Here is a 25176-nt window from a genome sequence, read left to right as displayed (position 1 = left end):
ACGGAGGCATCGCCATGAACATCCGCTCCCGCCTGCTGACAGTGGCCGTCGCGGCCGCCGGCACTCTCGCCGCGTTCGGCGTGTTTGCGCAGGCCGACAAGGTCAACCTGGGCGTCGCGATTCCCGCGGCGACCCACAGCTTCACCGCCGGCATCGTGTTCTGGGCCAACCAGGCCAAGAAGGACCTGGAGAAGGCGCATCCGGGCCTGAAGGTGACTGTGAAGACGGCCAGTGGCGCGCCCGAGCAGGCCAACCAATTGCAGGACCTGTTGACGGCCACCAAGATCAATACGCTGGTGATCTTTCCGTTCGAGTCGGCTGCCCTGACCAAGCCGGTGGCGCAGGCCAAGGCCAAGGGCGTCTACGTGACGGTGGTCGACCGCGGCCTCACCGACACCAGTGCGCAGGACGCCTACGTGTCCGGCGACAACACGGCTTTCGGCCGCATCCCCGCCGAGTACCTGGCGAAGGCGATGAACGGCAAGGGCAACATCGTGGCGCTGCGCGGCATTCCGACGACGATCGACAACGAGCGCATGGACGCGTTCAACGCGGTGATGAAGAAGCACCCCGACATCAAGCTGCTCGACGCCAAGCCCGGCAACTGGAACCGCGACGATGCGTTCAAGGTGATGCAGGACTACCTGACGCGCTTCAAGCAGATCGATGCCGTGTGGGCCGCCGACGACGACATGGCGGTCGGCGTGCTGAAGGCGATCGAGCAGGCCAAGCGCAAGGACATCAAGATCGTGTTCGGCGGCGCCGGCATGAAGCAGATGGTCAAGACGCTGATGGACGGCAACAACCCGCTGATCCAGGCCAACGTGTCGTACTCGCCGAAGTTCATGTACGACGCGATCAAGCTCACCGCCGAGGCGCGCATCAAGGGCGAGAAGCTGCCGCCCAACACCATCATTCCGTCGGTGCTGATCACGAAGGAAAACGCCAAGGACTTCTACTTCCCCGATTCGCCGTTCTAGAAAGGAGGCGCTGACATGGCCCGCCCCGTCACCTTGTTCACCGGCCAGTGGGCCGACCTGCCGCTGGAGCAGCTGGCGGCGCTGGCCAAACGCATGGGCTACGACGGCCTGGAGCTGGCCTGCTGGGGCGATCATTTCGACGTGCAGGCAGCCCTCGACTCGCCGCGCTACGTGGCCGACAAGCGCGCGCTGCTGCAGGACGCCGGCCTGCAGTGTTTTGCCATCGCCAACCACCTGGTCGGCCAGGCGGTGTGCGACCCGATCGATGAGCGTCACAAAGCCATCGTGCCCGCCCACGTGTGGGGCGACGGCGACCCCGAAGGCGTGCGCCAGCGCGCCGCGCGCGAGATGCAGGACACCGCGCGCGCGGCCGCTCACTTTGGCGTGAAGACGGTCACCGGCTTCACCGGCTCGCCGATCTGGCATGCGGTGTACGCGTTCCCGCCGACCTCGCAGGACTACATCGACCGCGGTTTCGCCGACTTCGCGAAGCGCTGGCGGCCGATCCTCGACGTTTTCGACGGGCAGGGCATCAACTTCGCGCTCGAGGTGCACCCGACCGAGATCGCCTTCGACATCGCCTCGGCGCAGCGCGCGCTCGATGCGCTGCAGCACCACCCGCGCTTCGGCTTCAACTTCGACCCCAGCCACCTCGCGTACCAGGGCGTCGACTACATCCGCTTCATCCGCAGCTTCGGCGCGCGCATCTTCAATGCGCACATGAAGGACGTGTGGTGGAACAAGGGCGACGGCACGGTGGGCGTGTTCGGCGGCCACACCGCGTTCGGCGATGCGCGGCGGAACTGGGACTTCCGCAGCGTCGGCCGCGGCATGGTCGACTTCGAGTCGCTGATCGTCGCGCTCAACGACGTGGGGTATGCCGGGCCGCTGAGCGTCGAATGGGAAGACAGCCGCATGGACCGCGTGCATGGCGCGACCGAAAGCGCCGCGTTCTGCCGGCGGCTGGACTTTCCGGCCGCGGCGGGTGCGTTCGATGCCGCGTTCGACAAGTCGAAGCAGTCGGGGATGGCCGGATGACGGTGCCGCGCAAGCTGCGCTGTGCGATGGTCGGCGGCGGGCGCGATGCGTTCATCGGCCGCATCCATCGCCACGCGATGGCGCTCGACGGCCGCATCGAGCTGGTGGCCGGTGCGCTGTCGTCGCAGCCGGAGAAGGCGCTGGCGTCGGGCCGCGATCTGGGGCTGCGCGATCAACGCAACCACGGGTCGTGGCAGGCGCTGCTGGCGCATGAGCTGTCGCTATCTGCCGAAGAACGCGTCGATGTCGTCGTCATCGTCACGCCCAACGACGTGCACTACGAGGTGGCCAAGGCCTTCGTCGAGGCCGGCTTCCACGTGGTGTGCGACAAGCCGCTGGTGCACACCAGCGCGCAGGCCGATCAGCTGGTGCGCGCGGTCGCGCAGCGCGGCACGGTGTTCGGCGTCACCTACAACTACAGCGGCTATCCGATGGTGCGCCAGGCGCGCGAGATGGTGAAGGCCGGTGCCATCGGCGAGATCCGCAAGGTGATCGTCGAATACCACCAGGGCTGGCTGGCGACGCGGCTGGAGCAGGGCGCCAACAAGCAGGCCGCGTGGCGCACCGACCCGGCGCGCAGCGGCGTGGCGGGGGCCATCGGCGACATCGGCTCGCATGCCGAGAACCTCGTGGCCACCGTCACCGGGCTGCAGATCGAAAGCCTCTGCGCCGACCTGCATGCCTTCATCCCGGGCCGCCGACTCGACGACGACGCCAGCCTGCTGCTGCGCTTTCGCGGCGGCGCGCGCGGCGTGCTGCTCGCTTCGCAGATCGAGGCCGGCTGCGAGAACGACATCCGGCTGCGGGTCTTCGGCAGTACCGGCATGCTCGACTGGCGGCAGGAGGAACCGAACACGCTGGTGCACGCGCCGATCGATGGCCCGCGGAAGCTCTTCAGCCGCGGCTCGCCGGGCCTGAGCGAAGCGGCCCGCCGCGCCTGCCGGCTGCCGGCCGGTCACCCGGAAGGTTTCATCGAGGCCTTCGCGAACATCTACCTCGGCATCGCAGCCGACATCGACGCGCGGCTGGCCGGCACCGCGTCGGATCCGCTCGTGGCGGACTATCCGCGCATCGAGGATGGCGCGCGCGGCGTGCGCTTCATCGAGCGGACGGTGGCGTCCGCCGCCAGCGAGCGCAAGTGGACGCCGATGGCGTGATCGCGCGGCGCGCCCGGCTCAAGGGCGCCGCTGAGCCTGGCGAAGGCTTCCGATGGCCGCCCTGTCGAGCTGAGGCAGCCCATCTTCGATGAACGACCAGGGCGCCTTGCATTCGACAAAGATGTGCCGCTCGGGCCGGAGACCGGGATCGTCATCGAGGACGCCGGCGGCCACATCGATGGACGACGCGTTCGGATCCGGATCGGGAACCGGCGAACCGCACCGGCTGCAGAAGCACGCCTTGTAGGCGGGCGGACCTTCGAGGATCGGCGCCTCGTAGGTGGTGATGAGATCGAGGCCCTGAACGAACGCGACATGCGCTCGTTGGACCCGCAAACCCGGCAGGAACGCCGACCCGGTGGCCTTGCGGCAACGGCTGCAATGGCACAGCTCGAATGGCCCGCTGGCATCGGCAATTTCGAACCTGACGCCGCCACAAAGGCAACTGCCTCGAATCATGTTCACACCTTCTCATAGAGCCGGGAGTACGCGAACTCGGCGGCGTCTCGCTGTCGCTTGCGTTGAGCGATAGACCACTCCCTCGAAGACCTGTCGATCGCCACCGTCGTCCAACCCTGGCCGTCCTCGTCCGAGATGTGGACGAGTAAGGTGTCGCGGTTGTGCTCGACGCGCACGCGGTGCAAGGGGTTGCCTTCCTCTTCGAGCCCGCGCACCTTGTCGCTTCGGCCCTGGGCCGCAACGAACGACGTCCAGCGAACGCTTCGCCGTGTCGGCCTGGCCACCGGTCTGCTGCGCGCATCTGTCATGGGTGAGCCTCCTCTTGGTGTCACGGCGCAGTGCGGTACACGAACGCGCATTGACCCGTGGCAAAGGCCTTGACCGGTTGAGCCTGCGTTTCGGTACGGCCGCGAACCTCGTAGGTCGCGTTGGGAAGACGACCCAATACGGTCAGCGCATCCGTCGTCGATTGCTCCAGGAACATCGAAGGAACGATCAGGACCTTCTCGCCGGCATTCGACTTCAGCACGATGCCGTCGCCCGAAGCGATCTCGTCGACGATCCTGCCGCTGGCGACGAGCGGTGTGGTGGCCCGATTTCTCGGTGCCGCGACCTGGTCGCTCGCCGGTGGGACGATCCACACGAGCGGTGGCACCTTCGGAAGGTCGACATTGCGCAGGCTCGTCGCGCCGGGCTGGATGGCGTGCAACACGGCAAGGCGATCCAGGTAGGTGCGCTTCAGGCATGCCGTGTCCTTGCACGCATCGCGCACCGTGCGCAGCCACGCTCGCTGGTCACTGACGAGGCACGCTTCGGCGTGCCGAAAGACACCGCGTGCCGCTGCGTAATACCTGCCCAGGTACTCGTCCAGATCCGACGTCTCGGACGAACTGCAGATGGTCTTCTCGATGGCTTGCTTCGCCATGTCGCACGGAAACGAAGCCGCGCCCGCGAGCGGGGCGAGGATGAACCCGGCCGCAGCCATCGCCCAGCGGGTTATCAGCAGGCTAGATCTCCGCATAGATTTCCAGGACGTTGCCATCCGGGTCCCGAAAGAACAGCGTGCGATGGCCCCAGGTCTGGTCCGTCGGGCCGGAAACGATGTTGACGCCGCGTTCTGCCAGGACAGCGGCGCAACTGGCGACCTCGCTCGGCGCAACGCGGAAGGCCAGCTGCAGGGAGAGGGTTCCGACAGGCGGCGCCGGGTCGTCGAAGCGGCCACCCGGTTCGCTCAGCGCCAGCAGGTTGGCGCCGACGCGGAACTCGATCCAGCGCGGGCTCAGCTCCCGGTGCAGAGGGAACCCCAGCGTGGTGCCGTAGAACTCGCGCATCCGGTCCATCTGGCGCGCGAAGATGACTGTGTAGTCGATCCCCCGGATGGGGAGCTTCGGATCCATGAAAAGTCTCCTGTGGCGACCGTGCGGCCGGGCCTCATTGGCCGCTCTGCAACCTGACGCCGATGTCCACGTAGGCGGCCTGGATCAGCGCCTCCAGAGCCGAGGTGTCGATGGCCAGGCCGGGCCTGATCTTCACATGGCGCATGAACTTGCCGGTGCCCTGCAACAGGCCGGCCGGGTCCGGCAGCGTGGCGCCCTGGAAGAAGCCGACATTGACATGGGCACTGAAGGCGTTGACGTACCCGAACGGTGCGTCATTGACGCAGGCAACGGGGCAGCCATCATGAAAGAGCTCTCGAACGTCGGTGCCGCAGCGCCGCATCTTCGCGAACCACGCGCGAGCGATCGAACCCAGCTCGCCCGGCCGCTCGTCGAGCCAGCGTGCGACCGTCGGGTCTTGGTCGACTGCCCCCGTGAAGCGCAGCAGCTTGGTCAACCGGCATCCCTCCTGAATCAGGCATTGGACAGCACGCGCTGCATGAACGGCGCCTTGGCCTGCGTGTAGGCCTCCCGATCATGGGGAAACTGCGCTGCCAGGCGCAGCTTGAGGCGAGCGTATTCGTCGCGCAGTGCCTGATTGGCGCGAAGCGCGTCGCGGAATGCCAGGCACTCGAGCCACTGCTGGCTTCCAACAGGCACGAGGTGGAGATGATGCGTTCTGAAGTGCGGCGACGGCTTGCAGAACCAATGCATGACCTCCGCTCGATAGGGGTGATGCACATAGCCCGCCAAGGCGGCAGCAGCGATGGCTGCCGCCGACTCGGGAAGCGAAGCGACGGGCGCCATGATGTCGATGACCGGCTTCGCCGGAAGGCCGACCACCGCCGTGCTGCCGACGTGCTGAATTTCACCGACGAGCCAGGGCGACAGGGCAGACTGAAGCACTCGCTTCTCGGCCTCGAACCGAGCGGGCCACTCGGGGCAGTAGGGGACGACTTCAACCGGAGCAGTCACGGGCTAAACAAGCTTGCGCCACATGTGAACCTTGGACTTGAACCCGGATGGCGTCAGCATCGCCATGGGTTCTGTACCGAAGGCCTCGAAGCCACAGGAGGCGTACAAGTTGACGGCGGGCTCGTTGCCTTCGGTGACCGTCAGCGTCATGACGGCGACTTCCGGGCGCGACCGGGCGTGTTCGATGGCGGCTTGCACCAGCGCCTTTCCGGCTCCCAGACCACGGACCTCGTCGACCACGAACATGCCGATCAACTGCGCCTTGTGCAGAGTTTTGGGCTTCTTCGAGAACTCGACGGCAACCGTGCCGACGAGTTTGCCTTCGTGAAAGGCCCCGAAGGCGACACCCTTCCCGTCGGGAGCAGCGATGCGATCGGCCCACCACGATTCGGGCTCCGCTGCGCGTTCCTCGGCCGTTGACGTGAACGAATCCGCGGCTTGTTCGTAGGCGTGAAGCATCAGGCGCCGGTATTCCGGGGCATCGGCGGCGGTGAGGCGGGCGACGTGCATCTCTTCACCTGCTTGTGTCAGCTGACCCGGCGGAACAGCTCTGGATAGTCGGTAACGAAGCCCTCTTCATCGACCGGCAGCGTCGCCCTGAAGTGCTCGAGCCCGAGGCCATTTCGGCTCCAGGTCGGAACCCAGCAGACAGTGTGGAGAGCTTTTTGCTGCATGTTGCGGACCCGCTCAGCGAGATCCATCGGGAGTGACGAGGCTGTGGCTCACGGCGACTCGGGCAACGTCTGACTCAACGGGTGTGAAAGTACGCGGCGCTCATGACCTGCTCCGACGCCTGGATCCTGCACCCATGGGCCGACAATGGAATCCCGCCGGCGAAGAGTACTTCCAATGTCTTCGTATTGCCATCCGCCGGTCGCCAGGTGAGTGAAGAGCGGAGCGCTTCGCTGCGTGTGGCGCGAACAACGACGCCGAGCGGGTCGTCACCGACCTTGACCGAGTCGCAGAAGGCGCGGGCATGTTCCTTGGCCTGGTGCTCGGCATACGCCAGGTAGGCCAGGAGAGCCGCCACCAGACCGAACAGCGCGAGCGCAGCGAACAGCACGAAACGCACGAGCTTCCGGAGCATGGGGGGCCTGTGCTCCTGCTCAGAACCCCTGACTTTGAGGCGCATCATCGGCAATCTCGTAGTAGCCGCCCTTGTCGTCGACAAAGGTGTGCTTCGAAATCTTCAAGTTCAGTGGCGTGTCGATGCATCCCATCGCAACGGCAGTCCACTTGTAGTCCTCGATGGTCGGATTCCAGAACAAGGTCGAGCCGCAGATCGAGCAGGAACCGCGCTGAATTTTCTCGGACGATTGGTACCACCGGACTGACTCTGCGCCCCGCACTTGAAGAGCAGTTCGTCGTACGTTGATACCAGTCCAGAAGTTGCCAGTGTGCTTTCTGCACTGCGAACAGTGACAGGCTTCTGGGGAGTGCTCGAGTGGCTCCTGGATCTCGAGCTGCACGGCACCGCAGAGACAGCTTCCGTGTATCACTTTTGGGCTCCTCAGTTCATTCCTATTGAGACTGTGATGATGGGCGGTGATCGAAACTCAGAACCCTGGCAAGCCGCCAGACGCCGTTCTCACGCTTCCAGAGGTGTACGAACTTGGCGACTTCCGAGCCGGTCTCTCCCTTGCGCGCAAAGACGTGCCGGCCGATCTGTATGGCGCCGTAGCCCTGCATCGGGTAGACCTCGAGGCTTGCGGGTACCAAGGTACGAGTAACGCCGTTGTCGCGGGGACATGACTTCATTGTCCGAGCCGCTTCGCCAACGGCTGCGCCGGTGCGGTCGTGATAGAACTCTGCGTCGTCTGTGAAGAGCGCTCGGAACTTGCTGATGTCGCAGGTCACGAAGGCTGCCTCGAACAGTTCCTTGTCCATGCGGGCAAGCTCATCGAAGAGCGGTCCGGATCGGACCGTATCCTGCGCAGAGCAAACCGATGCGCATGCAACCAGGAGCGCAGCAATGGCTCGCAGGCGCCGACGGGAAGCGCCAGTACCCGCGTGTTCAAGCGTGTCGAGATCGCGCATCGTGGTCCTTGGTGACGCCTGGCTTGCGCCACACGCTGGCCAGCCAGGGCTGCTGCTCGATCGGCGCATTCGTCGGGCGATAGAAATGGGTCAGTTCCACGAATCCCGCCGCGCTGAGGTGGCCGTGCCAGGTGGGCCAATCGTGGAAGGCGCCGTAGCGATCTCCGGTCCAGCCTTCTTCACCATTGCCCCGGGGGTTCGACGTGAACAGCACACCACCCGGCTTGAGCGCCTGGTGCAATTCGCCGAGGACCCGCGGCAGTTCCTGGCTGGGTACGTGGAACAACACGGCGTTCGCGAATATTCCGTCGAACTGGCCGGCGGGTAGATCCAACGCGAGAAGGTCTTGCTCGAGCACGGGGCAGCCGCTGTGCGCGCGCGCCATTGCCGCCAATCGGGGCGAGCCCTCGACGCCGATCGCCCGATGGCCGAGCGCCTTGAACGTCATGAGGTCACGTCCGGGGCCGCAACCGAGATCCAGCACGTCGAAGGGCGCCGGCACGCTGATGTGCGACAGCAAGGCGTCGATGTTCTGGCTGACGTCGTGATCGCGCGTGCCTTCCCAGAACGCCTGGGCGTGCTGATCGTAGTGCGCCAGCGTGCGCGCTGCGATTCGATGCAGATCCTCGGGCGTCAGGCTCATGCTGTGCTATTCGAACCAGATTTCGATCGCAGTGTACGGTCGGCTCCGAGCATCCCCCGTTGCCAGTGACGGCGCAGCGGTGTAGCTTGGCCCTCCGCCGCACACCGCTGGAGCTGTCATGAATCGTTCTGCCTGGTTCGCCGCGAGGTTTGTCGCCTTAGGCGTCGCCGGTGCCGCGCTGGCCCTGCCTGTCCTGGCCCAGACCGTGAAGGTGACGCCGCTGGGCGGCATCGACGGCGAGTTCTGTCCGCAGGACCGGGCCCTGGTCTTCGAAGACCCGAACGGCACGCGCGTGCTCTACGATCCGGGGCGCACCGTCGCCGGCCCGGCCGATCCGCGGCTGGGCAAGATCGACATCATCCTGGTCAGCCACATGCACGGCGACCACCTCGGCAACGTGCACAACAAGGCGCCGAACGCGGGCAGTTGCGCACAGCCCGACACCTCGGTGTCGGCGATGCCGAATTCCAGCGCCGTCAACATCGCGCTGGCGAAGAAGTCGAAGATCGTCACCGGCAGCGAGATGCCGGCCTTCTTCGCAGCCAAGCTCAAGGCGAACGGCGGCGATCCCGCCGACTCGGTGCTGGCGCGCTTCGGTGGCAGCGTGACCATCGGCGGCGTGCGCATCGCGACGGTGGCGGCGCTGCACAGCAACGGCCTGGATCCGGACTACATCGGCGGCGAGGTCGGCAAGGCGATGAAGGAGGCGGGCGTCGCCGGCGATGTCGGGCTGGCGACCGGCTATGTGCTGCGCTTCAGCAACGGCCTGGTGGCCTACCTCTCGGGTGATACCGGCATCACGGCCGACCAGGAGCTGGTCGTGCGCAACCACTACCACGCGAAGCTCGCCGTGATGAACATCGGCGACGGGTTCACGACGGGTCCGACCGAGGCCGCCTACGTGATCAACCAGCTCGTGAAGCCGGAGTCGGTGATCGCCTCCCACGCGAACGAGGTCGCCACCGCGGGCGGCAAGGTGCGCCCAGGCAGCAAGACCGAAACCTTCATCAAGGCCACCAAGGCGGCGGTGCACGTGCCGCTGTCGGGCAAGACGATGGAGTTCGACGCCGCGGGCAAGTGCACGGCGGGTTGCTGACGCAAGTGCGCGGCCGGCTGCTGGCGACCTGCAGCCGATTGTTATCGCCGTAACAGAGCGGCCTCGACCGGCGTGCAGGCCTGCCGAACGAGGCCGCGCAGCCAGCGATGCGCCAGGTCGGCATCCAGCCGCGGATGCCAGAGCAGCGACACCGTGACCTCCGGCGTCGCGAAGGGCAGCGCAAAACTGTGCATGCCGGCGCGCCGGTTGCCGGTGTGCCGTTCGGGAACGCTGGCGACCAGGTCGGTGGCCCGGGCCAGCGCCAGCGCGGTTGAAAAGCCATCGACGATCGCGACGATCTTGCGCTCCAGCCCGAGCGGACTCAGCGCCTCGTCGATCGGCCCCTTGTCGAGGCCGCGCCGCGAGACGCCGATGTGCCGGGCCGCGGCATAACGCGCGGGCGTGACCTCGCCCTCGCTCAGCGGATGGCCGATGCGCACGACCGCGATGAAACGGTCGCGGAACAAGGCCTGCGTGCGCACCTCCGGCCCGGTCGTCCTGCCGATGACGCCGGTCTCGAGGTCGACCGTGCCGTCGCGCAGCGCGGCGCTGTCCTTGTCGGTCTTCTGCACGAAGCGCAGCCGCACACCAGGCGCTTCGTGGCCGACGCGCGCAATCAGGTCCGGACCGAAGTTCTCGACGAAGCCTTCGCTGGTGCGCAGCGTGAAGGTGCGCACCAGCTGCTTCAGCTTGAGCTTCCGGGCCGGGCGCAGCACCGCCTCAGCGTCCTGCACGAGCTGGCTCACGCGCTCGCGCAGCTCGAGCGCCCGTGGCGTAGGAACGAGACCGCGCCCGGCGCGCACCAGCAGTGGATCGCCCGTTGTCTCGCGCAGTCGCGCCAATGCGCGGCTCATCGCCGACGGGCTCAGCCGCAGCCGCCGCGCTGCAGCCGCCACGCTGCCTTCGGCGAGCAGCACATCCAGCGTGATCAGCAGGTTGAGATCGGGCGTCGCCATGCGCCGACCGTAGCACCGATTGGGCGTGACATGGCGCCAGGCGCACGAATGAAGTGCAGATGACGCGCCTTCCGCCATGTCAGGCCCGCCGCTACGCTGCCGGTCATGTCGAAATTCCTCATTGCCGAACGCCCTGTTGACCTCCTCGTGGGACGTGCGGGCACCCCGTCCATTCGCTGGGCGCTGGCGAGCCTGTCGCTGACGATGGGCCTGTCCTCGCTCGGCACCAGCATCGCCCATGTCGGCCTGCCGACCCTGGCGCAGGCGTTCGATGCCTCGTTCTCGCAAGTCCAGTCGGTCGTGATCGCCTATCTGCTCGCTGTCACGACGTCGATCGTCGTCGTCGGACGGCTCGGTGACCTGCTCGGCCGGCGCCGGCTGTTGCTCGCCGGCATCGTGCTGTTCACCGCCGCTTCGGTGCTGTGCGGCATCGCACCGACGCTCGGGCTGCTGGTGGCCGCTCGCGCGGCGCAGGGCCTCGGCGCGGCCATCCTGCTGTCCCTCAGCATGGCGCTGGTCGGCGAGACGGTTCCGAAGACGCGCAGCGGTCGTGCGATGGGGCTGCTGGGCACGATGTCTGCGCTCGGCACCGCGCTCGGTCCATCGCTCGGCGGCTTTCTGATCGCCGGATTCGGCTGGCGGGCGCTCTTCCTGGTCAACGTTCCGCTGGGCATCCTGGGCTTTGTGCTCGCGCGTCGCCATCTGCCGGTCGCGCGCGCCGAGGCGAGCGCGGCATCCCCTTCGATCCCATGGGCGATGTTCCGCGATCCGGTGCGCAATGGCGGCCTGGCGATGAGCGCGCTCGTGTCGGCGGTGATGATGGCGACGCTGGTGGTCGGCCCGTTTTATCTGTCGCGGGCACTGGGGCTCGACGCAGCGATGGTCGGGCTGGTCATGTCGATCGGTCCGCTGGTGTCGGCGCTGGCCGGCGTGCCCGCCGGTCGGTGCACGGACCGGTTCGGCACGCCGCGCATGACGTGGGTCGGACTGGTCGCGCTGGCGCTGGGTTGCGTCGCGCTCTCGGCGATGCCGGCGACGCTCGGCATCGCCGGCTACGTCGGCCCGCTGGTCGTGCTGACCGCCGGTTATGCGCTGTTCCAGGCGGCCAACAACACGGCAGTGATGGCGGATGTCGGCCCGGATCAGCGCGGCGTCGTGTCCGGCCTGCTCAACCTGGCGCGCAATCTCGGGCTCCTCGCAGGTGCCTCCGCAATGGGTGCGGTGTTCGCGCTCGCCGCGGCGACGGCCGACGTCACGACGGCGCCGCCCGCGGCGGTGGCCGCCGGCTTGCGGGTCACCTTCGCCGTCGCGGCTGCGCTGGTGGTCGTTGCGCTCGCGATCGCGGTGCGCCAGCATGCGCGGATCTCGGCCAGGGGGGCCCCGTAGCGGGTGGCCTGGAATTCGGGCGGCGGATCGAACCCGGGCGTCATGTCGAGCAGGAAATACACCGCCTTCGGCCGCAGGCTGTTGAGATAGACGTGTTGCTCGCCGCCCACCGCCAGGGCCAGCCTGGCGCCGACGTCGAGCGCCACCCCGGGGTGGATCATGTCCTTGAACACGACCTGCACCCACGCGTGGCGCACGTCTTCGTAGCAATGCACGCTGAGGATGCGCGGCTCGAATCCCTCCAGCCGCTCGCGAATGGCTGCTGCGACATCGTCTGCCGGAACGGAAGGGGGATGGGAAGAAGCCGGTTTCTGCCCGGGATCTGCCGCGATGCGCTTCCTGCCGCCCCAGTCGTCGATCAATTCCATGGCCTCGCCTCCTGAACATGGTGGATGCCTGCGCCAGGCGGCGACCATACACTGGCCGCGCCCGATCGCCATCAACAGGATCCATCAAGCGAAGGAGATGTGAATGGCCGACGCAACGACGAACAACGAGCGCCCGAAGAAGCGCGCCATTGCCCTGGCCGGCGGAGGCCCCGCGGCCGGCTTCCACATCGGCGTGCTGAGCGCGCTGGAAGACTATCGCCTGAGCTTCGACGTGTGGTCCCTGTCGTGCATCGGTGCCTGGGTCGGCGTCTACTACAACCAGTTGACGCAGGACGACAAGGCGGCGCGCACCTACGATTTCTTCAAGACCCACGCCTTTCGCGACACCGATTCCTACTCCGGCTTTCCGGTCAACAAGGCCTTCGCGCCCAATCTGAACGCCCATGCCAGCGCGTGGATGAACCATGCCCTGAGCCCGAAGACCTACTGGGATGTGTTCAATTTCCGCAACGACCTGCCCGATGCGGCGGCCGGTTGGGCGCGCTTCCTGACGACGCCCGAGATGTGGTGGCGCGAGGGCGACGTCAATGCGCACGTGCTCAACAACATCCTGGCGGTGAACCCGATGAGCCGGTTCATGACCTCGCTCGCCTACCTCTCGGGCGTCAACGGCCTCAGCAACATCTACTACAAGGACAGCACCTTCCTCGACGGAATCCGCATCGGCGCGCTCGACCTGATCGACGTCAAGGACCAGGACCGGATGAGCCGCCAGGAACTGGAAGCACTGGCTGGGAACTACCACGGCCCGATCGAGCGCGAGCGCAGAACGATGCCGGAGATCTATCACAACGCGTGGCGGCTCGCCGATACCGATGCGGGCATCACCGGCGAACTGCAGTTGTTCAACAACAAGTGGTTGGACTACCGGGGCGACAAGATTCGCAGGACACCCCGAAACTACCTGCCGATCACGCGCCCGAGCCTGTGTGCCTGCTCGGCGCTGCCCTACGTCGAGCAGACGGTGCAGATTCCCAACGACGACAACCGCCATTACAGCGAAGGTGCGCTCGTCGACACGGTGAGCTTTCGCAATCTCGTCGAGGACCATCCCGACCTCGACGAGATCTGGGTCTGCCGCATCGTCGATTACCGGCAGCTGCGCCTGCAGAAGAACCTGCACGACAGCCTGGGCAACCTGTGCCAGCAGTTCGCCGCCGAGGTCGGCGAGAACGACATCGATCTCTTCAAGAGCCACCTGCGCAAGAGCGTCGGCCGCATTCCCCGCGTTGTCGAGATCCCGCTGGAGCCGGAGACGAAGATCGACTACCGCTGGGATCACGAGAACCTGGAAATCGGCTTTGCTGAAGGCCGCAAGGCGGTGCACAAGCTGCTGGACCGCCAGAGGGAACTTCAGAAGAGCGAGACGTCCTTGCCGAAGTGGGGCGTCTGAAGCAGCGCCGCTGCGCCGTGCTCGCACCGCTGCAGGTCGAATCCGTGGCGGTCGGCCCACGCCTGGGCTTCATTCGCCCAATGCCGCGCGCGTTCCTCGTGGCCAGCCAATTGCAGTGAATGCGCCCACACCAGCGCCGAATACGTGCGCTCGGCGTGGGCGTCACCGCGTTCGTGCCAGCGCATCGCACGGTCGAAGAAAGCCTGCGCCTGGTCCGGATCGCCACCCGAGCGAATGCAGCTGACGGCTTTCGCGCGCCACGCAATGGCTTCGGCGAAATGGCCGCCGATCGGCCCGGCCACGGCAATCGCTTCGTCGGCCGATTGCATTGCCCGCGCATGGTCGCCGCTGAAGCACGCGATCTCGGCCTCGATGGCCGGCAGGTAGTCGAGCAGCGACCACTGGCCGTCCTCCACCTGCGACAGCATCGCGCGCGCCTGCAGCAGCGACTGCGCCGCCGCGTCGAGCTCACCGCTGCGGCACTGGCACAGCGCGAGGAACACCAGACCGTGCCAGCCGAGATAGGGCACCGCGTGGGCCGTGCTCAAGCTGACGCACTGCCGGGCGTCGGACACCGCGTCGTCGAGCCGGCGCGCGGCCATCAGCGCGTGGCTGCGCCAGATGTAGGCGCCGGCGAGGTAGATCTGCGACTGCACCTGTTCCGCCTCGTGCACCGACAGCTGCCCGAAGCGCAGGCCGTCGTCCACCGCGCCGGTCTGGCAGCTCGCGTAGGCGATCCAGCCGAGGCCGGAGATGTAGTCGATGAAGCTGCCGGACTCCTTGTAGTAGCCGATGTTGGTGTGGTTGATGAATTCCAGCGTCTCGTTGAACAGGCCCTGGCAGCACAGGTCCATGCTGAAGGCCGACGCCGGCTTGCGCTCGATCGGCCGGGAGTCGTGGCCGATGCCCAATTGGCGTATTTCCTGGAAGATGCTGCGGGCCTGGGCGTACTGGCTCGAATAGAGCTTTGCGCGCGCGTCCTGGAACAGGATGGCGGCCGTCATCGTCGCGTCGCAGGTCACACCATCCATGCGCGACAGGTTGCGGGCACGCTCGCTCAAGGCCCGCAGGCGGCTGGGCAGGATCGCGAAGCGGCCGACTTCCATCATGCCCAGGATGACGTCGATGTTGCGCCGGGCGTTGCGCGTGCTCGGCTCGAGCCGCGCCAGGGCGGCATCGGCGCGCGAGAAGTACGACAGCGCTTCGGGGATCGCGACGATCCGCGTCGAGGCCAGGCCCGCCGCATACAGGTAGTCGACCTCGCGGTCGGTCATGCCGGCCAGCTCGCAGTGGTGGGCCATCAAGCCCGGCTCGTGGCGCGCGATCTCGGGTTGCTTGGTCTCGATGGCCCGGACGATGCGTGCGTGCAGCGCATGGCGGGCGCTGCGCAGCTGGCTGTCGTAGGCCGCCTGCTGCACCAGCGCGTGCTTGAAGACGTATTCCGCGTCCGGCGGCACGCCGCGCTGGAACAGCAGTTGGGCCTCGACCAGGCGGTCGAGCGCCGCGATCAGCTGGTGCGTGGGCTTCTCGCTGACCTGGGCCAGCAGCGAGAACGTGAACTCGCGCCCCAGTGCGCTGGCGATGCGCGCCACGTCCTTGATGTCGCTCAGGCGGTCGAGCCGCGCCATCAGGCTGTCGCGCAGCGTCGACGGAATGTCCAGCGCCGGCAGCGGGCCGTCCATCACCAGCGCATTGCCTTCCTCGCGCAGCAGCCCGGACTCGACGATCGTGGCGGTCAGCTCCTCGATGAACAAGGGCACGCCGTCGGTCTTGGCGAGGATCTGGTCGACCACTTCGAGCGGCAGCCGGCGGCCGCGGCAGGCGGTCCAGATCAGCTGTTCGGCATCGGCCCGGGGCAGTGGATCGAGCGTCAGCTCGCTGCCCCGCGTGCCATCGACCCAATGGCGCGGATGGCCGGGGCGCGAGGTGACCATCGCCATCAGCGGGCGATCGCGCATGCGGTCGAAGAGGGCCGTGAGGAACTCCCGGGTCGCACCGTCCATCCAGTGCGCGTCCTCGACCATCAGCAGCGCGGGCGCAGCTTCGCAATGGCGTTCGAAGTGGCGCAGCACGATTTCGCGCATCAGCTGGCGCTTGCGATCCGGCGGCAGCGCAGCCGGTGTTACGCCCGCGGGCAGCGGCACCGACAGGAATTCGGCCAGCAGGAACAGGTCCGGCGGCGTGGCGGCGCCGCCCAGCCAGGCCTCGAGCCGGGCGCGGTCTTCCGCTGCGCCGACGGGGGTGACGCCGATGTCGCGGCGCAGCCAGTCGACCAGCGGATGCAGCGGCGTGGTCGCCTGGCTGGGCGCGCACTGCATGACGACGGTCAGGCCCGGCGCGGGCACGAAGCGCTCGCTCGCCGTGCGCAGCAGGCGCGACTTGCCGATGCCGGCCTCGCCCACCAGCGTGACGATGCGGCAACTGCCCTGCTGCGCGCGCGCCCAGGCATCCTGCAGCGTGCCCAGGTGAGCGTCGCGGCCGATGCAGTCGACGTGCGCCGTGTGCTGCGCATCGAAGCGCGCACCCAGGCGCGATTCTCCGACGACGCGCCACACCTGCACCGGCTGGTTGAAGCCCTTGACGGGATGCGAGCCGTGGTCGGCATAGACAAAGAAGCCGCCGGCGAGCCGGCGCGTCTCGTCGGCGATGCCGACCGTGCCGGGTTCGACCAGCGACTGGATGCGCGACGCCAGGTTCGGCGTCTGGCCCATCACCGCATGCAGCTCGGAGAAGCCGATGCCGACCATGTCGCTGATGACCGACACGCCGGTCGCCAGCCCGATGCGCACATCGATGCGGTCGCCCCCGTCGGGGCCCTGGCGATTGACCGACTCGATGATGTGCAGGCCGGCGCGGATCGCGCATTCCGCCGCGTCTTCGCGCGCCGCGGGGTAGCCGAAGTAGGCCAGGATGCCGTCGCCGATGATGCGCGCGATGAAGCCGCCGGATTGCTCGATGATCCGGCAGCACGAGGAGTAGTAGGCGTGGATCAGGCTGCGCAGATCCTCGGGATCGAAGCGCACCGACAGCTCGGAGGAGCCGACCAGGTCGCAGAACATCACCGTGATCTGGCGCCGCTCGCCGTGGCCCGGCACGGCAGGCGCGGCGCGTGTGCGCCCGGCGATGCGCTGCTGCAGCTGCTCGACGGCGCCCTGCAGGATGCGCCGGTGGCCCAGCGACAGGCCGAGCTCCTTCAGGTCGGCGTCGGTGAGCAGGCGCAGCGCATCGAAGCCGACATCGTTGTCGGCGAAGGTGCCGGCGTACTTGCCGAGGCCGAGCGCCTCGAGCCATTGGCGGAAATCGTCGTTCCCGACAGTCACTCGCTGTTTCTCCCCGCGTGGGCCGGCACACACGCGGGGGGTGGGCAGGCCATGTCGCGCGCCGGAGTATCGCGCCTCGATGCCAGCCGGTGAAGGGCGCGGCCGCTCAGGCCGGCCCGACGACCACCGAAGGGGGCGCCAGCGCGCGTTCGGCCACTTCGCAGAACCAGCGCACGCCCAGCGGCAGCGCGTCGTCGTTGAAGTCGTAGCAGGGGTGGTGCAGCGGGCGTTCGCCGTCGGGCCCCGGGTCGGTGCGGCCCTGGCCCAGCCACAAGTAGGCGCCGGGGCGCTCGCGCAGCAGGAAGGAAAAGTCTTCCGACGTGAAGGCGGGGCGCGGTGCGACCGCGGCGTCCAAGCCCACCGCTTGGGCCGCCGCCAGCGCCAGCGCGGCTTCGGGCGCGCTGTTGATCGTCGCCGGGTAATAACGCGTATAGCTCACGTCCGCCGTGGTGCCGCTGGCCAGCGCCACGCCGGCCACGGTGTCGCGCAGCGCGGCTTCGATGCGGTCCTGCACGGCGGGGTCGAAGCTGCGCACGGTGCCGGTGATCGTCACCTCGGCCGGCAGCACGTTGTGGCTGTGGCCGCCTTCGATGCGCGTGACCGACAGCACCGCCGCATCGTTGGGGTCGATGCGGCGCGCGACGATGGTGTTCAGCGCGGTGACCAGCTGGCCCGCGGCGAGGATCGCGTCCGGCGTGTGCTGCGGCTGCGCGGCATGGCCGCCGCGGCCGCGCAGCACGATGTCGAAGCGGTCGGCCGCGGCCATGATCGGCCCGGGCCGCGTCTGCGCCTGGCCCAGCGGCAGGTCGGGCCAGTTGTGCAGCGCGTAGACCGCGTCGCACGCAAAGCGCTCGAACAGGCCCTGCTCGACCATGCGTCGGCCGCCGCCCTGGCCCTCCTCGGCGGGCTGGAAGATGAAGTGCACGGTGCCGTCGAAGCTTCGCGTGCGGGCCAAGTGGCGCGCGGCACCGAGCAGCATCGCCGTGTGGCCGTCGTGGCCGCAGCCGTGGTGCGCGCCGGCATGGCGGCTGGCATGGGCGCTGCGGCCGAGCTCGACCATCGGCAGCGCATCCATGTCCGCGCGCAGGCCGACGCTGCGCGTGCCGTGGCCGATGCGCAGCGTGCCGACCACGCCGGTGTCGGCCAGGCCCTCGTGCACCTCCAGGCCGAGCAGGCGCAGCGCGCCGGCGACGATGCCGGCGGTGCGCCGTTCCTGGAACGCGAGCTCGGGATGGGCGTGCAGGTCACGCCGCAGCGCGACCAGCGCCGGCACGAGGTCGTCGACCTCGCTGGGGGCCGTCGGCATCACCGGCCCGCGTCGACGGCGTCGGCCAGCTGGGCCAGCGTGTGGAAGTGGTAGTCCGGCGTCGTGTGCTCGGACTCGATCGTGCCGCCGGAGTCCTTCAGCCCATGGCGGCGCTCGATCCAGCAGGTGCCGATGCCCAGCCGCTTCGACACGCCGATGTCGTGGTACTGGCTCTGCGCCACGTGCAGGTTGTCGGCCTGCCGGAAGCCCCAGGCGCCTTCGTAGCGGCCGCGCGCATAAGCAAAGTAACGCGGGTCGGGCTTCTCACACAGCGCGTCGTCGCAGCTGAGCTCGAGGTCGAACGGGTCGCCCAGCGTGCGCGAGAAGTGCTTCAGCGCCCACGACTGCGCATTGGTCATCGTCACCAGCTTGAAGCGAGCGCGCAGGCGCTTCAGCGCGGCTGCCGAATCGGGGAACGCCGGCCATTCGGCCACCGAGTCGCGAAAGCCGCGCGCCAGCGCCATGCTGTCGGGCAGGCCGAGCTGCGGCGCGATCAGGTGCCACACCGGCTCCAGGTCGTCGGGGTAGGCGATGGTGTCGCGGCGCTTGCGCGCCTGGCGGTAGGCGGCGAGGAACCTGTCGTCGCTGACGTCGCTGCCCGGCACTGCGCGGCGCAGGTAGTCGAGCATGCCGCGCTCGAAGTCGATCAAGGTGCCGACGACGTCGAAGGTGAGGACCTTGAATTGCTGCAGGGGCATGGCGGGCTCGCGAAGGGGTTCGGAATGCCCGAAAGCTTAGGTGGGTGGCGGCGCGCGCGGGCACCGAATCGGCGTGCCCGCACGGCACGCCATCCTGTTGTGCGCGCTGCGGCGGCACGATATGTCGTGCGCGCCGCTGCGGCTGCGGTGGTGCGAGCTACGCCAGCATCTCGACTCGAAGGCGCACGGCCGCTGCGCGCACGCAGCGCAGCGCCTGCAATGCGGTGATGGCCGCGCACATCGTGGCCTCCTGCGCGTCCTGCGTCACGAACAGCAGCTCGCGGCCGCCGGCGCCGCTGATCGCATCGCGATGCGTATCGATCGTGATGCCGTGGCGCGCCAGCACGTCCAGCACGTCGTCGAGCACGGCATCGCCATCGCACACCGGCACGCGCAAGTAGTGCCGCGTCACCAGCTCGGCCAGCGGCAGCACGGCCCAAGCCGATTGCGCTTCCGGCGGGAACGCCAGTGCCGGCGCGCGCTGCGCGGGCTCGGCATCGGCCAGCCGCGCCACGTCGACCAGGTCGGCGATGACGGCCGACGCGGTCTGCTCCGAGCCCGCGCCGGCGCCGTAGTACATCGTCAGCCCGGCGGCGTCGCCCTTGACCATCACCGCGTTCATCGAGCCGTCGACGCCGGCCATCAACGAGCGGGCGGGCACCAGCGCCGGATGCACGCGCAGCTCGATGCCCGCGGCCTGGCGCCGCGCCACGCCGAGCAGCTTGATGCGGTAGCCCAGCTGCTCGGCATGCCGGAAGTCGGCCGCCTGCAGCGCGCCGATGCCCTCGATGTGCATCGCGTCGAAGCGCAGCGGCATGCCGAAGGCCATGCTCGCCAGCAGCGCGAGCTTGTGGCCGGCGTCGATGCCCTCGACGTCGAAGCGCGGGTCGGCTTCGGCATAGCCCAGCCGTTGCGCTTCGGCCAGCGCGGCCGCGAAGGCCACGCCCTTGTCGCGCATCTCGGTCAGGATGTAGTTGCTGGTGCCGTTGACGATGCCGGCGACCCACTCGATGCGGTTGGCCGTCAGCCCCTCGCGCAGCGCCTTGACGATCGGGATGCTGACCGCCACCGCGCCCTCGAAGGCGACCATCACGCCCTGGGCGCGTGCGGCCGCGAAGATCTCGTCGCCGTGCAGTGCCAGCAGCGCCTTGTTGGCGGTGACCACGTGCTTGCCGTGCGCGATCGCCTGCAGAACCAGCTCACGCGCGACCGTGCAGCCGCCGATCACCTCGACCACGACGTCGATCAACGGATGCCGCACCACGCGCATCGCATCGTCGACGACCTCCACCTCGGGTCCGACCAGCTGCCGCGCGCGCGGCAGGTTGCGCGCGGCCAGCATCGTCAGCGTGATGTCGCGGCCGGCGCGTGCGCGGATCAGCGCGCGGTTGCGTTCGAGCACGCGGCAGGTGCCGGAGCCGACGACGCCGCTGCCGAGCAGGCCGACGCGCATCGGTGGTCGCGCCGGGGACGGCGCGCCGGGAACGTGGGAAGGGGGCATGGGTTTCTCCGTTGTGAGCCGGCGGCGGAACGGAGAAACAACAAGGCCCCGTCCATCGCTGGCGGGGCCTGGGGGTGTAAAGCGTCTGTCTTGCTAGATGCCCACCGCCACGTCCCGCTGCGCGGTCGTGGTGGTAATGGTGATGGCGATCGGTTGCGGACGCATGGGGCGCGAATGATGCCTGCAGTTCAGGCGCGGCGTCAACGCATCCGTGATTCGAAGCGGCTCGAGCTGCAAAAGCGCGCCGCGCGTTCCCGTGCGCGGCGCCAAGCCGACGCGGCCGCCCTGAGCCGCCGCGTCGGGTGATGCTGCCGGCTCGCTCAAGCGGCAGCATCACGTCCGGAAAGTCAGAAGGCGTGGAACATGCCGAGCGCGTAGCCCGTCTTGTTGGTGCCGGCCGGCGCCTTGTTGTCGTTGGCGACCACGGCAAAGACGTTGGTGCGCTTGGACAGGTGGTACTTGTAGCCCAGCGACAGCAGCTGTTCGACGCGCACGCCACCCTGGTCCTGCAGGTCGATCGAGCCGATGATCTGGCTCACGCCGAGCGGGATGGTGAAGCCGGCGATCACGTTCTTGCGCTTGACCTTGGCCGCATCCTGGCCCGTGCCGTAGCCGAGGTAGAGCTTGACCGCCTCCAGGTCATAGGTGGCCGCGAAGGAGCTCCAGCGCGAGTCCTTGTCGCCGTCGTTGGAGACCTCGTGGCCCGCGCCGATGTACACCGGCCCGGCGCCATAACTGACGCCGACGTTGGCCGGGCGCTTCTTGTCGCCCGAGCCCACGGGCTCGACCGACACCTGGCCGCCGAAGCTGAAGCCGCCGAACGAGTTCTCGTAGCTCACCGAGTTGTTGACCCAGAAGGCGCCGAGGCAGCCGCCGCGGAAGGCCGGGCCGCAGCCGACCGTGCCGTAGGTGCCTTCGCCCAGCGTGCCCATGCCGAACGGGTCGGACGCGAACTGCGACTTCAGGAAGGCCTGCGACCACCAGCGGCCGAGCTTGATCGAGCCCATCGCCGGGCCGCTCAGGCCGACCCACGAGCCGCCCTTCCAGAACGTGGCGCCGCCGCCGCTGGTGCCGTCGTCCGGATTCAGCCGGTGCTCCAGATAGAACGAGGCCTTCAGGCCGTCGCCGAGGTCTTCATCGCCTTTGAAGCCGAGGCGGCTGCCGCCCATGTCGAACAGCTTCGTGCCCGGCGCGTCCTGGGTCTGGCGACCCACCTGCGCCTCGATGAAGCCGAAGGCGGTGACCGACGACTGGGCCCAGGCGCCCGCCGAACAAGCCAGCGCGGCCAACCCCGCTACCACATACGTTTTCATAGGAAATGAGTCTCCGATTGATGGAATTACATGTTGCAGTCGCCGACTTCGACGGTCGAACGCAGCTTTCAGGCTCAATGCGTTACAGCGACTGACACATAATAAATCAATCTAAAACGATCAACTAAAGAAAATTCACATCAGACCGATACCGTGGGTGCAAGCCAACAGGAGACAGCTCATGCAGACCCCCTCCATCGACCCTCCGCGCGCCAGCGTCGCGCGTCGCATCACGCTGATCGGCGGGGCCTTCCTGCTGGTCGTGCTGGCCGGCATCTGTGCCGTGATGACGGTGATGCTCAGCAAGCGCGCGCAGGAGCGCACCGTGTCGTGGGTCGATGCGAAGGTGGAGGCCGTCGCCCAGGCGATGGACGCCTACGACCAGACGGCCAAGCTGCTGGTCGAGCGCTTCTTCAAGGTCTTCGGCGACCAGTTCGGCAAGAACTTCACGCTCGACGAGGCCAACGGCCGCCTGACGCAGCTGGGCATCGCGCTGAACGAGTACCACAACCCCTGCGACAAGTTCACCGAGTTCACCGGCGGCGCCGCGGCGGTGCTGATGAAGAAGGGCGCAGGCTTCGTCGCCATCAGCACGTCGTTGAAAAACGACAAGGGCGAGCGCGCGATCGGCATGCCGGTGGATGCGGGCCATCCGGCGCACGCGGCGCTGCTCGGCGGGAAGCATTACGTCGGCCGCGCCAGCCTGTACGGGCGCTCGTTCATCACCCGGCTGCAGCCGGTGCGCGATCTGCAGGGCCAGGTGGTCGGCGCCTTGTTCGTCGCCTTCGACCTGAGCGAGTTCGACCGTTCGCTCGAGCAGATGGTCGCCGGCGCGCGCTTCTTCGACTCGGGCGGCGTCTACGTCCTGGACCCGCGCGGCGGCGATGCGAAGCAGGCGACGCTGATGCTGCCGCCGGCGCTGCGCGGCCGCACACTGGCCGAGGTTTCCGGCGCTGCGCCCGAGCTGCTGGGTGCCTTGCGCGCCGCGAAGGCGGGCAGCGAGCTGAGCGACGTTCGCGCGGTGCTGCGGCCCGGCGCGAGCGACCGTTTCGCCGTCAGCCGGCCGAGCGCGGGTACCGGCTGGCTGGTGGTGGGCGAGGTCTCCAGCCGCGAGGCGATGCAGCAGCAATGGGCCACGCTGGCCCCCTTCCTCGCGATGTTCGCAGTGGCTGCGCTGGCCTTGTGCGCCGGCCAGTTCCTGCTGATCCGGCGCTGGGTCGCCAAGCCGCTGCAGTCGCTGACGCAGTCGCTGCAGCAGGTGGCCGACGGCGACCTGTCGCGCCCGGTCCCCACGGGTCGTGCCGATGAGATCGGCCACATGATGAGCGGCGTCGAGCGCCTGCGGCAGCGCTTCATCGAGATGCTGGGCGCGGTGCGTTCATCGGCGGATGCGATCTCGCTCGCCTCGGCCGAGATCGCCTGCGGCAACCAGGACCTGAGCCGGCGCACCGAGGAGACCGCGGCCCGCCTGCAGCAGACCACCTCGGCGATGGAGCAGGTGCACGGCAACGTGCGCCAGACCGCGGACGCGACGCGTTCGGCCGACGCGCTGGCCTGCAGCGCTTCGGCCGCCGCCGAACGCGGCGGCGCGGCGATGCGCGACGTGGTGCAGAAGATGGCCGGCATCTGCGCCAGCAGCAAGCGCATCGCCGAGATCACCGGGGCCATCGACACGATCGCCTTCCAGACCAACATCCTGGCGTTGAATGCCGCGGTGGAGGCGGCGCGCGCCGGCGACAGCGGCCGCGGCTTCGCGGTGGTGGCGGCCGAAGTGCGCAGCCTCGCTCAGCGCTCGGCGGCGGCGGCCAAGGAGATCAAGCAGCTGATCGGCGGCAGCGTCGAGGAAGTGCAGGGCGGCTCGCGGCTGGCCGATGCGGCCAGCGAGCGCGTGCAGGAGATCCTGGCCGGCGTGCGCCGCGTCAATACGACGTTAGGCGAAATCACCGCCAGCACGCGCGAGCAGTCCGATGGCCTCGGTCACATCAACGATTCGGTGGCCACGCTGGACCGCATGACGCAGCAGAACGCGGCGCTGGTCGAGCAGTCGGCCGCCGCGGCGGAGAGCATGAAGGCGCAGGCGGCGGCGCTGGTGGCATCGATCTCGCAGTTCCGTCTCGAGACGCAGGCGGATGAGTGCGTCACCAGCGCAGAGACGGCGTGAGCACCGGCGCGTCCCACAGCCCGAGCAGCTCGTCGTCGAGCGCGGTCAGGGTCAGCGACGCGCCGGCCATCTCGAGCGAGCTGGTGTGGTTGCCGACCAGCCAACGCCTGATCACCAGGCCGTGCTCGCGCAGCCGCTGGGTGGCTACTTTGTTCAGCAGGTGCAGCTCGATCAGCGGCGTGCCGCCGAAGCCGTTGACGTGCAGCAACACCTCCCGGCCGGTGGCCAGCGCCAGGTCCTTCAGGATCGGCTCGAGCAGCAGCGTGACGATGTCGTCGGCCGGCAGCAGCGAGCGGCGGTAGCGGCCCGGTTCCCCATGGATGCCGACGCCGACCTCGATCTCCGACGGGCCGATCTCGAAGGTCGGTGCGGCGGCCTCGGGCACGATGCAGCTGGTCAGCGCGACGCCCATCGACGCGGTGTTGCTGTTCACGCGCGCGCCGAGCGCCTTGCATTCGTAGAGGTCGGCGCCGGCTTCGGCGGCGGCGCCGAGCATCTTCTCGACCACCAGCGTGCCGGCCACGCCGCGCCGCCCGGGGGTGCGGGTGGAGCTGTCGACGGCCACGTCGTCGTTGACGAGCACGGTGGCGCAGTCGACGTCCAGCATGTCGGTCGCGACCTGGAAGCTCGCGCAGTCGCCCGCGTAGTTCTTGACGATCATCAGCACGCCCTGGCCGGCGTCGACGCGCTTCGCGGCGGCGACGATCTGGTCGGGCGTCGGTGCGGTGAACACCTCGCCGGGGCAGGCCGCATCGAGCATGCCGGGACCGACGTAGCCGGTGTGCAGCGGCTCGTGGCCCGAGCCGCCGCCGGAGATCAGCGCGACGCGCTTCTTCTTGGGCGTGCGGCGGCAGACGAACAGCGGCGATTCGTTCAGCGCCAGCAGCTCTTCGTGCGCCATCACCAGGCCGGCCACGCTGTCGGCCACCAGGTCGTCGGACGAATTGAGGAACTTCTTCATAGCGGCCCTCTTTCGGGGCATTGTGAGCTGC

General features: G+C 68.2%; 28 protein-coding genes. 8 read left to right on the top strand and 20 right to left on the bottom strand.

What is annotated here, in order from left to right; genetic code table 11:
- The first annotated feature begins 14 nt into the window (after positions 1 to 14).
- The 3 genes from HLB44_RS10875 to HLB44_RS10865 are packed head-to-tail and all read left to right on the top strand — an operon-like array spanning position 15 to position 3175.
- Complete coding sequence (locus tag HLB44_RS10875) at positions 15 to 980, top strand: substrate-binding domain-containing protein (protein ID WP_173122600.1); 966 nt, start codon at positions 15 to 17, stop codon at positions 978 to 980.
- Between the two features lie 15 nt (positions 981 to 995).
- On the top strand, positions 996 to 2018 hold the full coding sequence (locus HLB44_RS10870; RefSeq protein WP_173122599.1) for a sugar phosphate isomerase/epimerase family protein: 1023 nt from the start codon (positions 996 to 998) through the stop codon (positions 2016 to 2018).
- Positions 2015 to 3175, top strand: coding sequence for a Gfo/Idh/MocA family protein (locus HLB44_RS10865; RefSeq protein WP_173122598.1), 1161 nt, complete (start codon positions 2015 to 2017; stop codon positions 3173 to 3175). The genes HLB44_RS10870 and HLB44_RS10865 overlap by 4 nt, the downstream gene beginning before the upstream one ends.
- Before the next feature lie 18 nt (positions 3176 to 3193).
- Here HLB44_RS10865 and HLB44_RS10860 read toward each other — a convergent pair whose 3' ends face one another.
- From HLB44_RS10860 to HLB44_RS10805, 12 genes are all read right to left on the bottom strand, one after another.
- Entirely contained in the window at positions 3194 to 3634 is a 441-nt protein-coding gene (locus HLB44_RS10860; protein WP_173122597.1) for a GFA family protein, read from the bottom strand.
- A gap of 2 nt (positions 3635 to 3636) precedes the next feature.
- The gene (locus HLB44_RS10855) at positions 3637 to 3942 is read right to left on the bottom strand and encodes a hypothetical protein (RefSeq protein WP_173122596.1); all 306 of its coding nucleotides are present in this window, start codon (positions 3940 to 3942) and stop codon (positions 3637 to 3639) included.
- 20 nt (positions 3943 to 3962) lie between these two features.
- The gene (locus HLB44_RS10850; protein WP_173122595.1) at positions 3963 to 4619 is read right to left on the bottom strand and encodes a lysozyme inhibitor LprI family protein; all 657 of its coding nucleotides are present in this window, start codon (positions 4617 to 4619) and stop codon (positions 3963 to 3965) included.
- A 22-nt stretch (positions 4620 to 4641) separates the two neighbouring features.
- Positions 4642 to 5031, bottom strand: coding sequence for a VOC family protein (locus HLB44_RS10845; protein WP_173122594.1), 390 nt, complete (start codon positions 5029 to 5031; stop codon positions 4642 to 4644).
- Between the two features lie 34 nt (positions 5032 to 5065).
- Positions 5066 to 5467 carry a DUF1801 domain-containing protein gene (locus HLB44_RS10840; protein WP_173122593.1) on the bottom strand — a complete coding sequence of 134 codons (402 nt, stop codon included), beginning with the start codon at positions 5465 to 5467 and terminating at the stop codon, positions 5066 to 5068.
- A gap of 17 nt (positions 5468 to 5484) precedes the next feature.
- Positions 5485 to 5985 carry a GrpB family protein gene (locus HLB44_RS10835; RefSeq protein ID WP_173122592.1) on the bottom strand — a complete coding sequence of 167 codons (501 nt, stop codon included), beginning with the start codon at positions 5983 to 5985 and terminating at the stop codon, positions 5485 to 5487.
- Between the two features lie 3 nt (positions 5986 to 5988).
- Positions 5989 to 6495, bottom strand: coding sequence for a GNAT family N-acetyltransferase (locus HLB44_RS10830; RefSeq protein ID WP_173122591.1), 507 nt, complete (start codon positions 6493 to 6495; stop codon positions 5989 to 5991).
- 17 nt (positions 6496 to 6512) lie between these two features.
- Positions 6513 to 6686 (bottom strand): putative glycolipid-binding domain-containing protein, encoded by a 174-nt coding sequence (locus tag HLB44_RS10825; RefSeq protein WP_173122590.1) that lies wholly within the window; start codon positions 6684 to 6686, stop codon positions 6513 to 6515.
- 47 nt (positions 6687 to 6733) lie between these two features.
- Positions 6734 to 7072 (bottom strand): class I SAM-dependent methyltransferase, encoded by a 339-nt coding sequence (locus HLB44_RS10820; protein WP_173122589.1) that lies wholly within the window; start codon positions 7070 to 7072, stop codon positions 6734 to 6736.
- A gap of 19 nt (positions 7073 to 7091) precedes the next feature.
- Complete coding sequence (locus HLB44_RS10815) at positions 7092 to 7484, bottom strand: GFA family protein (RefSeq protein ID WP_484573296.1); 393 nt, start codon at positions 7482 to 7484, stop codon at positions 7092 to 7094.
- 22 nt (positions 7485 to 7506) lie between these two features.
- The gene (locus tag HLB44_RS10810; protein ID WP_173122588.1) at positions 7507 to 7872 is read right to left on the bottom strand and encodes a nuclear transport factor 2 family protein; all 366 of its coding nucleotides are present in this window, start codon (positions 7870 to 7872) and stop codon (positions 7507 to 7509) included.
- Positions 7873 to 7999: 127 nt separating this feature from the next.
- A complete protein-coding gene (locus tag HLB44_RS10805) occupies positions 8000 to 8665 on the bottom strand; it encodes a class I SAM-dependent methyltransferase (RefSeq protein ID WP_173122587.1) in 666 nt (221 codons plus the stop codon).
- A gap of 118 nt (positions 8666 to 8783) precedes the next feature.
- On the opposite strand from HLB44_RS10805, the gene HLB44_RS10800 reads away from it, so the two are divergent.
- Positions 8784 to 9761, top strand: coding sequence for an MBL fold metallo-hydrolase (locus HLB44_RS10800; protein ID WP_173122586.1), 978 nt, complete (start codon positions 8784 to 8786; stop codon positions 9759 to 9761).
- A gap of 41 nt (positions 9762 to 9802) precedes the next feature.
- Here HLB44_RS10800 and HLB44_RS10795 read toward each other — a convergent pair whose 3' ends face one another.
- On the bottom strand, positions 9803 to 10717 hold the full coding sequence (locus tag HLB44_RS10795; protein WP_173122585.1) for a LysR family transcriptional regulator: 915 nt from the start codon (positions 10715 to 10717) through the stop codon (positions 9803 to 9805).
- A gap of 105 nt (positions 10718 to 10822) precedes the next feature.
- Between HLB44_RS10795 and HLB44_RS10790 the strand changes: the two genes are divergently transcribed.
- The 3 genes from HLB44_RS10790 to HLB44_RS10780 all read left to right on the top strand — a co-directional run bounded on the left by HLB44_RS10790 (position 10823) and on the right by HLB44_RS10780 (position 13885).
- A complete protein-coding gene (locus HLB44_RS10790; RefSeq protein ID WP_173122584.1) occupies positions 10823 to 12103 on the top strand; it encodes an MFS transporter in 1281 nt (426 codons plus the stop codon).
- A 330-nt stretch (positions 12104 to 12433) separates the two neighbouring features.
- Positions 12434 to 12574, top strand: a complete 141-nt coding sequence (locus tag HLB44_RS10785; RefSeq protein ID WP_173122583.1) for a hypothetical protein — start codon at positions 12434 to 12436, stop codon at positions 12572 to 12574.
- Positions 12575 to 13885, top strand: a complete 1311-nt coding sequence (locus HLB44_RS10780) for a patatin-like phospholipase family protein (RefSeq protein ID WP_173122582.1) — start codon at positions 12575 to 12577, stop codon at positions 13883 to 13885.
- Here the strand turns inward: HLB44_RS10780 and HLB44_RS10775 are convergent.
- The 6 genes from HLB44_RS10775 to HLB44_RS10750 all read right to left on the bottom strand — a co-directional run bounded on the left by HLB44_RS10775 (position 13846) and on the right by HLB44_RS10750 (position 22023).
- Complete coding sequence (locus HLB44_RS10775; RefSeq protein ID WP_173122581.1) at positions 13846 to 17205, bottom strand: AAA family ATPase; 3360 nt, start codon at positions 17203 to 17205, stop codon at positions 13846 to 13848. The genes HLB44_RS10780 and HLB44_RS10775 overlap by 40 nt on opposite strands.
- A 106-nt stretch (positions 17206 to 17311) precedes the next feature.
- Positions 17312 to 18511 carry a M20 aminoacylase family protein gene (locus HLB44_RS10770; RefSeq protein WP_173122580.1) on the bottom strand — a complete coding sequence of 400 codons (1200 nt, stop codon included), beginning with the start codon at positions 18509 to 18511 and terminating at the stop codon, positions 17312 to 17314.
- On the bottom strand, positions 18511 to 19209 hold the full coding sequence (locus tag HLB44_RS10765) for an HAD-IA family hydrolase (RefSeq protein ID WP_173122579.1): 699 nt from the start codon (positions 19207 to 19209) through the stop codon (positions 18511 to 18513). Before HLB44_RS10765 ends, HLB44_RS10770 begins: the two co-directional genes overlap by 1 nt.
- A 157-nt stretch (positions 19210 to 19366) precedes the next feature.
- On the bottom strand, positions 19367 to 20710 hold the full coding sequence (locus HLB44_RS10760) for a homoserine dehydrogenase (protein ID WP_173122578.1): 1344 nt from the start codon (positions 20708 to 20710) through the stop codon (positions 19367 to 19369).
- Positions 20711 to 20803: 93 nt separating this feature from the next.
- Complete coding sequence (locus tag HLB44_RS10755) at positions 20804 to 21034, bottom strand: hypothetical protein (protein WP_173122577.1); 231 nt, start codon at positions 21032 to 21034, stop codon at positions 20804 to 20806.
- A gap of 23 nt (positions 21035 to 21057) precedes the next feature.
- Positions 21058 to 22023 (bottom strand): porin, encoded by a 966-nt coding sequence (locus HLB44_RS10750; RefSeq protein ID WP_173122576.1) that lies wholly within the window; start codon positions 22021 to 22023, stop codon positions 21058 to 21060.
- 181 nt (positions 22024 to 22204) lie between these two features.
- Between HLB44_RS10750 and HLB44_RS10745 the strand changes: the two genes are divergently transcribed.
- A complete protein-coding gene (locus HLB44_RS10745) occupies positions 22205 to 24184 on the top strand; it encodes a methyl-accepting chemotaxis protein (RefSeq protein ID WP_173122575.1) in 1980 nt (659 codons plus the stop codon).
- On the opposite strand, the gene dhaK is transcribed toward HLB44_RS10745, so the two are convergent.
- Positions 24162 to 25145 (bottom strand): dihydroxyacetone kinase subunit DhaK, encoded by a 984-nt coding sequence (dhaK, locus tag HLB44_RS10740; protein WP_173122574.1) that lies wholly within the window; start codon positions 25143 to 25145, stop codon positions 24162 to 24164. The two genes, HLB44_RS10745 and dhaK, sit on opposite strands and share 23 nt — an antisense overlap.
- Positions 25146 to 25176 lie beyond the last annotated feature (31 nt).

The organism is Pseudaquabacterium terrae, from assembly GCF_013266755.1.
Classification (GTDB): domain Bacteria; phylum Pseudomonadota; class Gammaproteobacteria; order Burkholderiales; family Burkholderiaceae_C; genus Pseudaquabacterium; species Pseudaquabacterium terrae.
This window is presented reverse-complemented; position numbering and strand designations above follow the sequence as displayed.

What these genes read in the sequence shown, in the direction of transcription:
- HLB44_RS10855 (WP_173122596.1), bottom strand. Translation starts at nt 3,942, where the DNA reads ATGACAGATGCGCGCAGCAGACCGGTGGCCAGGCCGACACGGCGAAGC.
- HLB44_RS10750 (WP_173122576.1), bottom strand. Translation starts at nt 22,023, where the DNA reads ATGAAAACGTATGTGGTAGCGGGGTTGGCCGCGCTGGCTTGTTCGGCG.
- HLB44_RS10830 (WP_173122591.1), bottom strand. Translation starts at nt 6,495, where the DNA reads ATGCACGTCGCCCGCCTCACCGCCGCCGATGCCCCGGAATACCGGCGC.
- HLB44_RS10770 (WP_173122580.1), bottom strand. Translation starts at nt 18,511, where the DNA reads ATGCCGACGGCCCCCAGCGAGGTCGACGACCTCGTGCCGGCGCTGGTC.
- HLB44_RS10790 (WP_173122584.1), top strand. Translation starts at nt 10,823, where the DNA reads ATGTCGAAATTCCTCATTGCCGAACGCCCTGTTGACCTCCTCGTGGGA.
- HLB44_RS10870 (WP_173122599.1), top strand. Translation starts at nt 996, where the DNA reads ATGGCCCGCCCCGTCACCTTGTTCACCGGCCAGTGGGCCGACCTGCCG.
- HLB44_RS10845 (WP_173122594.1), bottom strand. Translation starts at nt 5,031, where the DNA reads ATGGATCCGAAGCTCCCCATCCGGGGGATCGACTACACAGTCATCTTC.
- dhaK (WP_173122574.1), bottom strand. Translation starts at nt 25,145, where the DNA reads ATGAAGAAGTTCCTCAATTCGTCCGACGACCTGGTGGCCGACAGCGTG.
- HLB44_RS10805 (WP_173122587.1), bottom strand. Translation starts at nt 8,665, where the DNA reads ATGAGCCTGACGCCCGAGGATCTGCATCGAATCGCAGCGCGCACGCTG.
- HLB44_RS10745 (WP_173122575.1), top strand. Translation starts at nt 22,205, where the DNA reads ATGCAGACCCCCTCCATCGACCCTCCGCGCGCCAGCGTCGCGCGTCGC.
- HLB44_RS10875 (WP_173122600.1), top strand. Translation starts at nt 15, where the DNA reads ATGAACATCCGCTCCCGCCTGCTGACAGTGGCCGTCGCGGCCGCCGGC.
- HLB44_RS10810 (WP_173122588.1), bottom strand. Translation starts at nt 7,872, where the DNA reads ATGGACAAGGAACTGTTCGAGGCAGCCTTCGTGACCTGCGACATCAGC.
- HLB44_RS10865 (WP_173122598.1), top strand. Translation starts at nt 2,015, where the DNA reads ATGACGGTGCCGCGCAAGCTGCGCTGTGCGATGGTCGGCGGCGGGCGC.
- HLB44_RS10820 (WP_173122589.1), bottom strand. Translation starts at nt 7,072, where the DNA reads ATGCTCCGGAAGCTCGTGCGTTTCGTGCTGTTCGCTGCGCTCGCGCTG.
- HLB44_RS10795 (WP_173122585.1), bottom strand. Translation starts at nt 10,717, where the DNA reads ATGGCGACGCCCGATCTCAACCTGCTGATCACGCTGGATGTGCTGCTC.
- HLB44_RS10780 (WP_173122582.1), top strand. Translation starts at nt 12,575, where the DNA reads ATGGCCGACGCAACGACGAACAACGAGCGCCCGAAGAAGCGCGCCATT.
- HLB44_RS10785 (WP_173122583.1), top strand. Translation starts at nt 12,434, where the DNA reads ATGCGCTTCCTGCCGCCCCAGTCGTCGATCAATTCCATGGCCTCGCCT.
- HLB44_RS10760 (WP_173122578.1), bottom strand. Translation starts at nt 20,710, where the DNA reads ATGCCCCCTTCCCACGTTCCCGGCGCGCCGTCCCCGGCGCGACCACCG.
- HLB44_RS10860 (WP_173122597.1), bottom strand. Translation starts at nt 3,634, where the DNA reads ATGATTCGAGGCAGTTGCCTTTGTGGCGGCGTCAGGTTCGAAATTGCC.
- HLB44_RS10850 (WP_173122595.1), bottom strand. Translation starts at nt 4,619, where the DNA reads ATGGCTGCGGCCGGGTTCATCCTCGCCCCGCTCGCGGGCGCGGCTTCG.
- HLB44_RS10825 (WP_173122590.1), bottom strand. Translation starts at nt 6,686, where the DNA reads ATGGATCTCGCTGAGCGGGTCCGCAACATGCAGCAAAAAGCTCTCCAC.
- HLB44_RS10800 (WP_173122586.1), top strand. Translation starts at nt 8,784, where the DNA reads ATGAATCGTTCTGCCTGGTTCGCCGCGAGGTTTGTCGCCTTAGGCGTC.
- HLB44_RS10765 (WP_173122579.1), bottom strand. Translation starts at nt 19,209, where the DNA reads ATGCCCCTGCAGCAATTCAAGGTCCTCACCTTCGACGTCGTCGGCACC.